Source organism: Flavobacterium sp., from assembly GCF_043779715.1.
In the GTDB taxonomy this organism is placed as follows: domain Bacteria; phylum Bacteroidota; class Bacteroidia; order Flavobacteriales; family Flavobacteriaceae; genus Flavobacterium.
Map to the genome: position 1 here is coordinate 1 of NZ_JAYWDT010000279.1, position 11770 is coordinate 11770.

At 32.3% G+C, this 11770-nt stretch carries 13 protein-coding genes; 7 read left to right on the top strand and 6 right to left on the bottom strand.

Annotation, left to right across the window (positions count from 1 at the left end; genetic code table 11):
- Positions 1-3: 3 nt before the first annotated feature.
- The 7 genes from ACH2BG_RS13520 to ACH2BG_RS13550 all read left to right on the top strand — a co-directional run bounded on the left by ACH2BG_RS13520 (position 4) and on the right by ACH2BG_RS13550 (position 5539).
- Positions 4-768 (top strand): ParA family protein, encoded by a 765-nt coding sequence (locus ACH2BG_RS13520; protein ID WP_091477148.1) that lies wholly within the window; start codon positions 4-6, stop codon positions 766-768.
- A 5-nt stretch (positions 769-773) separates the two neighbouring features.
- A complete protein-coding gene (locus ACH2BG_RS13525; protein WP_395048222.1) occupies positions 774-1673 on the top strand; it encodes a ParB/RepB/Spo0J family partition protein in 900 nt (299 codons plus the stop codon).
- Positions 1673-2251: a DUF5683 domain-containing protein gene (locus ACH2BG_RS13530; RefSeq protein ID WP_395048223.1), complete on the top strand. Its 579-nt coding sequence runs from the start codon at positions 1673-1675 to the stop codon at positions 2249-2251. Before ACH2BG_RS13525 ends, ACH2BG_RS13530 begins: the two co-directional genes overlap by 1 nt.
- Positions 2252-2255: 4 nt before the next feature.
- Positions 2256-2435, top strand: a complete 180-nt coding sequence (locus tag ACH2BG_RS13535; protein ID WP_395048224.1) for a hypothetical protein — start codon at positions 2256-2258, stop codon at positions 2433-2435.
- Positions 2435-3151, top strand: coding sequence for a 4-hydroxy-tetrahydrodipicolinate reductase (gene dapB, locus ACH2BG_RS13540; protein ID WP_395048225.1), 717 nt, complete (start codon positions 2435-2437; stop codon positions 3149-3151). Before ACH2BG_RS13535 ends, dapB begins: the two co-directional genes overlap by 1 nt.
- A 134-nt stretch (positions 3152-3285) precedes the next feature.
- Entirely contained in the window at positions 3286-4824 is a 1539-nt protein-coding gene (gene lepB, locus ACH2BG_RS13545) for a signal peptidase I (protein WP_395048226.1), read from the top strand.
- A gap of 100 nt (positions 4825-4924) precedes the next feature.
- Positions 4925-5539 (top strand): WbqC family protein, encoded by a 615-nt coding sequence (locus ACH2BG_RS13550; RefSeq protein WP_395048227.1) that lies wholly within the window; start codon positions 4925-4927, stop codon positions 5537-5539.
- Here the strand turns inward: ACH2BG_RS13550 and ACH2BG_RS13555 are convergent.
- The 6 genes from ACH2BG_RS13555 to ACH2BG_RS13580 all read right to left on the bottom strand — a co-directional run bounded on the left by ACH2BG_RS13555 (position 5536) and on the right by ACH2BG_RS13580 (position 11762).
- Positions 5536-6582: an endonuclease/exonuclease/phosphatase family protein gene (locus tag ACH2BG_RS13555; RefSeq protein ID WP_395048228.1), complete on the bottom strand. Its 1047-nt coding sequence runs from the start codon at positions 6580-6582 to the stop codon at positions 5536-5538. The two genes, ACH2BG_RS13550 and ACH2BG_RS13555, sit on opposite strands and share 4 nt — an antisense overlap.
- A gap of 60 nt (positions 6583-6642) precedes the next feature.
- On the bottom strand, positions 6643-7527 hold the full coding sequence (locus tag ACH2BG_RS13560) for a rhomboid family intramembrane serine protease (RefSeq protein ID WP_395048229.1): 885 nt from the start codon (positions 7525-7527) through the stop codon (positions 6643-6645).
- A gap of 48 nt (positions 7528-7575) precedes the next feature.
- Entirely contained in the window at positions 7576-8316 is a 741-nt protein-coding gene (locus ACH2BG_RS13565) for a rhomboid family intramembrane serine protease (protein WP_395048233.1), read from the bottom strand.
- Positions 8316-10157 carry a DNA mismatch repair endonuclease MutL gene (gene mutL / locus ACH2BG_RS13570; RefSeq protein WP_395048230.1) on the bottom strand — a complete coding sequence of 614 codons (1842 nt, stop codon included), beginning with the start codon at positions 10155-10157 and terminating at the stop codon, positions 8316-8318. The genes ACH2BG_RS13565 and mutL overlap by 1 nt, the downstream gene beginning before the upstream one ends.
- A 160-nt stretch (positions 10158-10317) precedes the next feature.
- On the bottom strand, positions 10318-10887 hold the full coding sequence (gene ribH / locus ACH2BG_RS13575; protein ID WP_395048231.1) for a 6,7-dimethyl-8-ribityllumazine synthase: 570 nt from the start codon (positions 10885-10887) through the stop codon (positions 10318-10320).
- An 83-nt stretch (positions 10888-10970) separates the two neighbouring features.
- A complete protein-coding gene (locus ACH2BG_RS13580; protein WP_395048232.1) occupies positions 10971-11762 on the bottom strand; it encodes a tol-pal system YbgF family protein in 792 nt (263 codons plus the stop codon).
- Positions 11763-11770: the final 8 nt, after the last annotated feature.

Below are 11770 nucleotides of genomic sequence, written 5' to 3' on the forward strand. Positions count from 1 at the left end.
AAAATGGGTAAAATCATTGCAATTGCTAATCAAAAAGGTGGTGTCGGAAAAACCACAACATCTATAAATTTAGCAGCATCTCTAGGTGTTTTAGAACAAAAAGTCTTATTAATTGATGCTGATCCGCAGGCAAATGCCAGTTCCGGATTGGGAATTGATGTAGATAATGTCGAGATTGGAACTTACCAAATCCTTGAACACAGCAATACGCCCGAAGAAGCGATTGTAAAAAGTTCGGCACCAAACGTAGACGTAATTCCTGCTCATATTGACTTAGTCGCTATTGAAATTGAACTAGTAGACAAGGAAAATAGAGAATACATGCTTAAACAAGCCTTGGCTTCTGTTAAAGATAAATACGACTATATTATTATAGATTGTGCGCCATCATTGGGCTTATTAACTCTGAATGCATTAACATCGGCTGATTCTGTAGTGATTCCTATTCAATGCGAATATTTTGCATTGGAAGGTTTGGGTAAATTACTAAACACGATAAAAAGTGTTCAAAAAATACACAATCCAGAATTAGATATTGAAGGTTTATTGCTAACGATGTATGATTCTCGCCTTCGATTATCAAATCAAGTGGTTGAAGAAGTTCAAAAACACTTTAACAATATGGTTTTTGAAACTATAATTCAAAGAAATACCAAGTTGAGCGAAGCACCAAGTTACGGCGAAAGCATTATAAACTATGATGCAACGAGCAAAGGAGCTGCAAATTATTTGAGTTTGGCTCACGAAATTATTAAAAAAAATAGCTAATTAATATGGCACAAGCAGTAAAAAAACAGGCAATGGGAAGAGGATTATCAGCTTTGCTGAAGGATCCAGAAAATGATATTACGTCTGTAAAAGATAAAAATGCAGATAAAGTTGTAGGAAGCATCATCGAATTAGAGTTAGATCTTATCGAGATAAATCCGTTTCAGCCTAGAACTAATTTCAACGAAGATTCTTTACAAGAATTGGCTACTTCTATTAGAGAATTAGGTGTGATTCAACCCATTACAGTTCGTAAAACTGAATTTAACAAATACCAATTAATTTCTGGAGAGCGTCGTTTGCGTGCTTCAAAAATTGTAGGTTTAACAACTGTTCCCGCTTATATCAGATTAGCCGATGATAATGAATCATTAACAATGGCATTGGTCGAAAATATTCAACGTCATGACTTAGATCCAATCGAAATCGCATTGTCTTACCAACGATTAATCGACGAAATTCAGCTCACACAAGAACAAATGAGTGACCGTGTTGGAAAAAAGCGTTCGACAGTGGCAAATTATTTGCGTTTATTAAAACTAGATCCAATTATTCAAACTGGTATTCGTGACGGATTCATTTCTATGGGTCACGGTCGTGCGATTATAAATGTCGAAAATCATGATGTTCAAACTGATATTTATCAAAAAATTGTCAGTCAGAACCTTTCAGTTCGTGAAACTGAAGCTTTGGTAAAAAACTACCAAGAAAGTTTAAAACCAAAAACAGCATCGACAGTAAAATCATCTTCTTTTGATATCAATGAAACTGAAAAAAAATCATTTAATGATTATTTTGGTACTAAAGTAGATGTGAAAGTAGCTGGAAACGGAAAAGGAAAAATTACGATTCCATTTCATTCTGAAGAAGATTTTAATAGAATTATTAAACTAATAAAAGGTTAGTGAAAAACTGGTTTTACATAATATTTTTTGTTGCTATTTTCGGAAATTTTTCTGGATTTAGCCAAGACGATTTAAGACTAATTGCTTTAGACACTACCACAACAAAAATTAACCCTTTAGCTCCTGCCAAAGCTGCTTTTTATTCGGCACTTTTACCTGGATTGGGGCAAGCATACAACAAAAAATATTGGAAAATACCTGTTGTTTTTGCAGCTATTGGTACAGGAATTTATGCTTATACTTGGAACAAAAAAAAATACAATGAGTATCGCGATGCCTACAAAGAACGATTGCTTTTGGGTACACAAAGCACCGATGCTTATAACAACCAACTTAATGGCGGTGTTTATTTAAGCGAAGAAAAACTGATTGATGCGCAAAAATTTCATCAACGATACAAAGATTTATCTTTACTTGTAACTGTTGCCTTATACATTTTAAATATTGTCGATGCTAATGTTGACGGTCATTTACGCCAATTTAATGTAAATGGGAAATTGACTGTTAGACCAGAAATAAAACAAAACCAATTCGATTATACTCAAAATTTAGGAGTAAGTTTAAATTATAATTTTTAGAAAAATGGGAAAAAGAAAGCTACCTATCATGGCAATATTACTATTATTATCTATTGGTAATTATTCAAGAATGAAAGGAACGGAAGACATTCGTAGCATTGAATTCCTATCCATTTTTGTAATCGGATTAACTACAGGTTTACTCATTTTAGCTTTAGCAGAAAAATTCAAAAACAAAGAATAATGAAAATTGCACTTTTAGGATATGGCAAAATGGGCAAAGTAATTGAAAAAATTGCTTTAGAGCGTGGTCATGAAATTGTGTTAAGAAAATCGAGAGATTCTACTTATGAAGGTCTTGAAAATGCAGATGTTGCTATCGACTTTAGTATACCAGATAGTGCAGTTTGTAACATAAAACAATGTTTTGATACTAATGTACCAGTAGTTTGTGGTACCACAGGTTGGCTAGAACATTATAACGAAATGGTTTCGCTTTGCGAGTCGAAAAACGGAGGTTTTATATATGGTTCAAATTTTAGTTTGGGTGTAAATATCTTCTTTGAATTGAATACCTATTTGGCAAAAATGATGTCAAATTTAAAACAATACAAAGTTTCGATGGAAGAAATACACCACACGCAAAAATTAGATGCACCGAGCGGAACAGCAATTTCTCTAGCAAAAGGTATTATCGAAGCCCAAAATTTTGGAACTGATTATACCAGTTGGACATTAGAAAATCCTACTGAAAAAGAGATTTATATTGATGCCAAACGAATAGAAAATGTTCCCGGAACACACAGCGTTTTTTATGATTCTAGTGTCGACCAAATAGAAATAAAGCACACAGCACACAGTCGTGAAGGATTTGCACTTGGAGCCGTTATCGCAGCAGAATGGCTTCAGCATAAAAAAGGAGTTTTCACAATGAAAGATGTCTTGAATTTAGATCTTTAGATTATTAGATCTTTAGACTTCTTAGATTTTAGAGAATAAACACAACAGAAAAAATAAAATTAAAAAATTTAACACTTCGGGAAGATTAAAGAATCTAACAGTCTACAAATCTAAGAAGTCTAACAATCCAAATTATGTCAATATTACAATGGTTTATATTTTTCCTAGTACTTCAAGTAGTACATTATTTAGGTACATGGAAATTATACGAAAAAGCAGGTAGAAAATCTTGGGAAGCAGCGATTCCTGTGTATAATGCAATCGTTTTAATGAAAATTATGAACCGTCCAACATGGTGGACAGCCTTATTATTTGTACCTGTTGTAAACCTAATTATGTTTATTGTGGTTTGGGTAGAGACTTTAAGAAGTTTTGGCAAAAACACAACTAAAGACACCATTCTTGGTGTGGTAACTTTAGGTTTTTATATTTATTATATAAATTATTTTGAGGATGTAACTTACAAACGCGACAGAAGTTTAGTTGCGACTACAAAAACAGGAGATACTGTAAGCTCTTTATTATTTGCTATTGTAGTAGCAACAATGGTTCACAGTTATGTATTACAACCGTTTAATATTCCTTCTGCATCATTAGAAAAATCTTTGTTAATTGGTGATTTCCTATTTGTAAGCAAATTTCATTACGGAGCAAGAACGCCCAAAACAGCCGTTGCTTTACCAATGGTGCATGATAGCATTCCTTTAATTGGAACGAAATCTTACCTTAGTTGGCCACAATTACCTTCATTTAGATTTCCAGGTTTAGAAGCCATCAAGCGAAATGATATTGTCGTTTTCAACTGGCCAAATGATACAGTTTATAAGTTCTTTGACACCTCTAAACGACATGTAGACAAACCTCTAGACAAAAGAACAAATTATGTAAAACGTTGTCAGGGAATTGCTGGAGATAATGTTTCGATAAAAAACGGAGATGTTTACATAAATAACAAACGATTAATTCTCCCTGAAAGATCAAAAGTTCAATATTCATATACAGTTGTAACTGATGGATCTGTTCTTGATGGAAAATACATCATGCAAGATTTACAAATTACAGATGGTGTTTATGCTATAGCCGAAAATACTTATTTATTTAGAGCAGTAACTGATGAAGCAGCAGCTAAAGTAAGACAAATTACAGGTGTAAAATCTGTAACAAAAAACATCAATACAAAACCAGATTTAGCAGTATTTCCTCATACTCAAAACTGGAATATCGATAATTATGGTCCAATATACATTCCTGAAGCTGGAAAAACAGTAGCTTTAAACAAAGAATCTTTACCTTTTTATAGAAGATTAATTACTGTTTATGAAGGAAATAAATTAGAAGAAAAAGGAGGTCAAATATTTATAAATGACAAACCCGCAACAAACTATACTTTCCAACAAGATTATTACTGGATGATGGGAGATAACAGACCAAACTCTGAGGACAGTCGTTACTGGGGATTTGTTCCGTTTGATCACGTGGTTGGAAAACCTGTATTTATATGGTGGAGTATCGATCCAAATTTGCCTTGGTCACAAGCCATCGATAAAATCCGTTGGGATAGATTATTTTGTACTGTTGGCGGAGATGGACAACCAACTTCTTACTTCAAATATTTCTTAATACTTTTAGTAGGCTGGTTTGGGTTTGATTATTTTAGAAAAAGAAAAAAATAGTCCAAAGTCTTAAAGTCGAAAGTCATAAAGTTAGCGTTAAAGTTGTAGCTTCAAGACTTTCGACTTTATGACTTTCAAACTTTAGACATATTATAACCGAATGAACATTTTACTACATCCAACCTATTTCCCATCTATAAGTCATTTTGTAGCAATGGCAAAAGCTAATACTGTTACGTTTGAAATGGAAGATAATTTCCAGAAACAAACCAACAGAAACAGAATGTATTTGTATAGTCCAAATGGTGTTTTTCTGCTAAATATCCCTGTAAAAAACTCGAATAGTAAGCAAATGACCAAAGATGTAAAGTTAGAAACTACGTTCGATTGGCAAAAACAACATTTTAAAACCTTAGAAGCATCATACAGAAATTCTCCCTTTTTTGAATATTATGAAGATGCATTGATGCCGATTTTTACAAAAAAACATACTTTCCTGATGGATTTAAATATCGAAACCGTCGAAATTGTATCAAAATGTTTGAAACTTGATTTTGCACCACAAAAAACTATTGAATATTTTCATGAAGTAAATGGTTTAGATGATTTTAGAGTTTTAGCAAACGGAAAAAAAGACAACAATACTTTTAGTTCTTACACACAAGTATTCCAGGAAAAACAAGGTTTTATAAACAATCTAAGTATTCTAGATTTATTGTTTAACGAAGGACGATTTGCGTTAGATTATTTAAAAAATCAAACTTTGCAACTCTAGTCGATAGACAATCTTGTCATCACTGGAAGATGGTCTGAGTTTACAAAATCAGGAAAATTAGTAAAGCTTTTTACACGCATTTTGCTATCGGCAAAAATATAATCGATACGCGCAGGATAATATTTAAAACTATAAGTTTGTCCAAAACCGCTTCCAGCTTCTTCAAAACAATCTTGCATATTTCCTTTTATACTTCGGTAAACATAAGAAAATGCGCTATTATTCATATCACCACAAATTACAATTGGATATTTGCATGACTTTTTATGGTTCATAATAATCTCACCTTGTTGCTGTTGTTTTTTGAAAGCTTCACTGATTCGATTAAAAATAATTTGAGATTTTTCTTGATTTATTCCTTCCACATTTTCATTAATTTCTTTAACATCGGGCGAAATTTTAATCGATTGTAAATGTATATTGTAAACTCTTACTAAGTCCTTTCCTATTTTTACATCGGCAAAAATAGCATTATTGTTAGAATCTGGAAATGGTAATTCGCCTTCGTTTACAATAGGAAATTTAGAAAATATAGCTTGTCCTGTTCTAATTTTTTTGCCTTTCATAAAAATAGAACTATACGGATATATTTTTAAATCGATTTTTGCAGAAGTCGAATATTCCTGAATACACAATACGTCTGGATTATTTTCGTTTACAAAATGTAAAATATCTTGTGCTACATTATCTCCTGGAATCCAGTTAAAAAGATTCAATAACCGAACATTATAACTCATCACGACAAAATCTTTGTCTGAAGTTTCTATGTCTTTTGATGAGAATTTATAAAATTTATTGATAAATGTAATCCCTAAAATAAGTACCAACCCTGACAAAACCATTTGCCTTTTAAATTGCAGAAGCCAGTACACAAAAAACAAACCGTTAAGTATTAAAAACAAAGGTAAAATTAGAGTAAGCACCGATAAAAAAGGAAACCAATTGGGCGCTAAAAATGGTAAAACATAAGCAACAAAAGTTAATACAGTTAAAACTATATTACAAAAAAAAGCTAATTTATTAAACCAAGATAGGTTTTTCATTTTCTTACTTTGTTGAATTCTAGTACAAATAAACGATTTTTTTGTCAGAAATTTCGAATCTTACTTCCCTGCTTTAAATAAAAATTCTTTTTCATCGGCAGTCAAACTATCATAACCCGATTTGCTAATCTTATCTAGAATTTCATCTATTTGTTGTTGTGTTTTGTCTTTGGTTATGATTTTACTTGCAGTTTTAGTAGCATTTGCTGATTTCGGATTGCGATATACTTTCTTAAATGGCGTTGCTTTTTTTGGTGAAAACAAATTGGCAAACCAATCGATTATTGTATTGAAACCTCTGGTTAAATCAGTTCCGTTTTGCAATAATTTAATATATACAAACCCGAATAAAGCACCACCAAGATGTGATAAATGTCCGCCAGTATTTTCTAAAGGCAACTGAATTAAATCGACAACTAGATACAATATTGCAATATACCAAAGCTTGACCGAGCCCAGTAATACTAGACGAATTTCCATAAAAGGTTGGTAAGTCATTGTTGCAAAAAGAATTGCCATTATTGATGCTGAAGCTCCTACCAAAAGAGTATTTTGATTAGATAATGAAGGTAAAAACGTATAACAAACTAAATATACAATTCCTGCAAAAATGCCTCCCAAAACATACAAGCCAAATAATTGCTTTTGTGTGAAAAACGTAACGAACAATCGACCCGAAAAATGAAGCATAATCATATTGAAAAGTAGATGCAAAAATCCGCTATGAAAAAATGAATACGAAATAATTGTCCAAGGTTGTAATACTAAATCACTAAAATGATTAGACAATGCAACATAATTAAAATAATTAATCTCAATATGAAACAACTGCAAAACAGCAAATACAATTTCGGGAATAGCAAATAGCAACAGGTTCCAAAAGATTAATTTGGTAGCCATATCGCCATTTTTGTATTGCAGTTTTAAATCGTCGAAAATATTCATTTTATTTTTCTCTATTGATATTGATTTTTGACATTGTCATTAATATTTTTAGTTCCAACGTTTGTCATTGAAAGAATTTTTCTTCCAATACCACATAATAATAAATCCTATTAATGCACCCCCAACATGGGCAAAATGAGCAACACCTCCGCCAAAAATTGAATATCCTGTTAAACCTGAAAATAAATCTAAACCAACTAAAACTGGAACAAAATATTTAGCTTTTACAGGAACTGGAATAAACATTAATGCCAATTCAGCATTTGGAAACATAAAAGCAAAAGCAATTAATAGTCCATAAATAGCGCCCGAAGCTCCAACAGCGGGAATAGTAAATGAAGACATTAGATTATCAAATTGTGAAGTTGACAATACTTCTTGCCAAGAAGTATTATATTTTCCATCTATTAGAACTTTTAAAACATCTTGAGCTGAATTTCCGTTAGCTGTCAATATATTTAAACTATCATGAAAATAGTAATAATTCATTCCTGAATGAACTAATGCCGCTCCCAATCCGCATGAAAAATAAAAAAATAAAAACTTTTTACTTCCCCAAATACTTTCTAATAAACTCCCAAAAGATACCAATGCAAACATATTAAAGGCAATATGCATCAATCCTCCGTGCATAAACATGTGTGTTACTGGTTGCCAAATTTTAAAACTTGGGTTCTCAAAATAATACAATGCCAAGAGATGTTCCGCATTGGGTACAACCATACTTCCAAGGAAAAAAATAATATTAATTATCAGTAATTGCTTAACAGTTGGTGTCATATTGTTCATCATAAACTAAATTTTTTATCTAAATCTTCTACACTTAGTGTGATAAAAGTTGTTTTATTAAAAGGCGAAACTGTTGCTTCCTTACAAGCGAATAAATTATTTACTAGGTTTACTTGTGCTTCTTCTGTGAGATAAGTTCCAGTTTTTACTGCTAAACTTCTCGCCATACTTTTTGCCATGCTATCCATTTGGCTAAAACTACTATCGGGAACTTCCTCTTGTAAATCGCTTACTAATTGCTCTAAAACTATCGAAGCTTCACTTTCTGAAACTGTGACTGGTAATCCGGAGATGACAATCGAATCTTTGTTTATTGCCTCAAACACAAATCCTGTACTTTCTAACGATTGTTGTATAACTTGTATTAATGCAATTTCATTTCCTGAGAAATATAAAGTTATCGGAAATAACAATTGCTGGCTATTGGCTTGATGAATCGTGATATTGGTCAAAAATTGCTCATACAAAATGCGTTGGTGCGCTCTTTGCTGATCAATGATTAACATACCCGATTTTATAGGATTTACAATGTATTTTTTATGAATTTGATACGTTGTCGTTGGTGCTTTTTCTACTTCCGAATCAGAAAATAAAGAACTTGTAACCGTTTCCGATTCAAAATTTATTTCCTCAATATCAATTCCTTTTGAATCTAAACCCACATACAAACTTTCCCAATGTGGCAAATTTCCTGTCTTTGGTTTATAACTAAAACTTGATTGCTTTTTCTCTTCTTGAAAAGGATTAAAATTACTATCTACCTGAATTGTTGGTGTTTCAGCTTCTTTATTTTGATAACTGTAAGGCGTATCAAGATTAAAATCTCTTTCAAAATCTAAAACTGGAGCAACATTAAACTGTCCCAAACTATGTTTCGCTGCCGAACGCAAAATGGCATATAAAGCCTGTTCGTCATCAAACTTAATTTCTGTTTTTGTGGGATGAATGTTAATATCGATAGTATGTGGTGGTACTGTCAAATATAAAAAATAACTTGGTTGCGCGCCATCGCGAAGTAAACCGTCGTAAGCATTCATAATAGCGTGATGCAAATAACCGCTTTTTATAAATCGGTCGTTTACAAAAAAGAATTGTTCTCCTTTATTTTTCTTCGCAAATTCTGGTTTTCCTATAAATCCTTGTATCGATAAAATATCGGTAGTTTCCTGAATAGGAACGAGTTTTTCATTGGTTTTACCTGAAAATATATTTACAATTCTTTGTCTCGCATTCGATTGTGGCAAATTAAATAATTCGCTTCCGTTATGATAAAAAGTGAAATGTATGTTGTGATGTGCCAATGCTACTCGTTGAAATTCATCAATAATATGACGCAACTCAACAATATCTGATTTTAAGAAATTACGCCTTGCTGGAATGTTAAAAAATAAATTTTTGACTAAAAATGACGTTCCTTTAGGTAAAACAGCAACATCTTGCGACACAAATTTGCTTCCTTCAATGATAATATGAGTACCTAATTCTTCTTGGTCTTGCTTCGTTTTCATTTCTACATGAGCAATGGCAGCAATAGATGCCAAGGCTTCACCACGAAAACCTTTAGTATGTAAATCGAATAAATCTTCTGCTTGGCGAATTTTTGAAGTAGCATGACGCTCGAAACACAATCGCGCATCAGTAACCGACATTCCTTTACCGTTATCGATCACTTGAACCAATACTTTTCCTGCTTCTTTACAAATAAGTTTGATATCGGAAGCTCCAGCATCGATAGCATTTTCTAACAATTCTTTGACTACTGATGCCGGTCGCTGAACAACTTCGCCAGCGGCAATCTGATTAGCAACATGATCAGGAAGTAATTGTATAATACTTGACACTATTGTATTTTGAGTTTTGGATTATTTGGTATTGGTTTAAAAACCATTGTTTACAAATTTAAGGAAAAGGTTTTGTATTTTAATATTAAAGGTTTCTTAAAAAAAGAAAAACCTACTAAAATTATCTAGCAGGTTTTTCTTTTATATATAATATAGACACTTACTCTTCAATCTTCAAAGGCAAACCTTCTATTTGCAATTGGTTTGCGCTTAATAATTTTTCACTTTGGTGAAAACCCAAATTAGCTTGTTGTCTCAAGTAAGCCATTTTTATTGCAGCAATAGCGGCTTCAGTTCCTTTGTTCCCGTGTATTCCGCCACTTCTATCGATAGATTGTTGTTCGGTATTATCGGTTAACAAACAAAAAATGGTAGGAACATCAGACAAAACATTCAAATCTTTTACACCCTGCGTTACACCTTCGCAAACAAACTCAAAATGCATTGTTTCGCCTTTTATCACACATCCAATTGTAATAACAACATCAGGTTTTTGTGTTTCAATCATTTTTTTTGCGCCGTAAACGAGCTCAAAACTTCCTGGAACATTCCAACGGATAATATTTTTGTGTAAAGCACCGCAATCGGTTAATGCCTCAATCACACCCGAATATAATCCTTCAGTAATATGATCGTTCCATTCTGAAACAACAATCCCAAACCGAAAATCTTTCGCGTTTGGGATTGTGTTCTTATCGTAATTTGATAAATTTTTATTTGCTGTAGCCATCTTTGTCAATTAAAAATTTAAAATTACGAATTAAAAATTAACATAAATGCTTTTAATTTTTAATTCGTAATTTTTAATTGAATTTATTGTGCCATTCCTATTAAAGCATCGATATTTTGAGCTTCCGGAGTTGCATCAAAATTATCTTTAATATCTGTAAAATATTTTAACGCATCAGCTTTTTTACCTAAAGACATAGCTGTTTGACCTGCTTTTAGTAAAAAACGTGGGGTTGTTAGATCGTTTTTATTACTTTCTGCTGCTTTTACATAAAATTCTAAAGCTTGTTCTGGTTTTTTTAATTCTGAATAAGCATCACCTATTGCTCCAGTCGCCATAGCTTGTGTAACAAACTCATCTGTATCAAACTTCATCAAATGATCTATTGCTTTTTGATATTGTTTTGTATTCAAAAAAGCCATTCCTGCGCCGTATTCTGCAATATTTCCAGCATCAGTACCAGAATGAGATTTTATAATATCTAAAAAACCTTGTTTTCCATCTCCTCCGTTTAGGGCTAGATTATATAATGAATCGCTTGCAGTTCCTTCTACAGCTTTCTTAAAATACTGTTGTGCTTGGAACATATCGCTTGCTGCTTCACTTTCTTTTGGTCCAGAAACAAATTTATTATACAATAAATATCCTGCCGTAAGCAACGCAATTCCACCTACAATAGATAAAATGATATTTTGGTTTTTTGCTACAAATTCTTCTGTTCTTGAAGCCGTATCGTCTAATGTATTTAAAACATTAGCAACATTACTGTCTTTTTCATCAACATTGATTGTGTTTTCAATATCATTTACGTCAGTATCTACTTTTTCGTCTTCAGGTTTTGAAGCTTTATATCCTCTTTTATTATAAGTTGCCATTTATATTT

Bases quoted from the DNA above. Each gene is read 5' to 3' on its own strand.
- ACH2BG_RS13520 (WP_091477148.1), top strand. From the start codon at position 4: ATGGGTAAAATCATTGCAATTGCTAATCAAAAAGGTGGTGTCGGAAAA.
- ACH2BG_RS13525 (WP_395048222.1), top strand. From the start codon at position 774: ATGGCACAAGCAGTAAAAAAACAGGCAATGGGAAGAGGATTATCAGCT.
- ACH2BG_RS13535 (WP_395048224.1), top strand. From the start codon at position 2,256: ATGGGAAAAAGAAAGCTACCTATCATGGCAATATTACTATTATTATCT.
- dapB (WP_395048225.1), top strand. From the start codon at position 2,435: ATGAAAATTGCACTTTTAGGATATGGCAAAATGGGCAAAGTAATTGAA.
- lepB (WP_395048226.1), top strand. From the start codon at position 3,286: ATGTCAATATTACAATGGTTTATATTTTTCCTAGTACTTCAAGTAGTA.
- ACH2BG_RS13550 (WP_395048227.1), top strand. From the start codon at position 4,925: ATGAACATTTTACTACATCCAACCTATTTCCCATCTATAAGTCATTTT.
- ACH2BG_RS13555 (WP_395048228.1), bottom strand. From the start codon at position 6,582: ATGAAAAACCTATCTTGGTTTAATAAATTAGCTTTTTTTTGTAATATA.
- ACH2BG_RS13560 (WP_395048229.1), bottom strand. From the start codon at position 7,527: ATGAATATTTTCGACGATTTAAAACTGCAATACAAAAATGGCGATATG.
- ACH2BG_RS13565 (WP_395048233.1), bottom strand. From the start codon at position 8,316: ATGAACAATATGACACCAACTGTTAAGCAATTACTGATAATTAATATT.
- ribH (WP_395048231.1), bottom strand. From the start codon at position 10,887: ATGGCTACAGCAAATAAAAATTTATCAAATTACGATAAGAACACAATC.
- ACH2BG_RS13580 (WP_395048232.1), bottom strand. From the start codon at position 11,762: ATGGCAACTTATAATAAAAGAGGATATAAAGCTTCAAAACCTGAAGAC.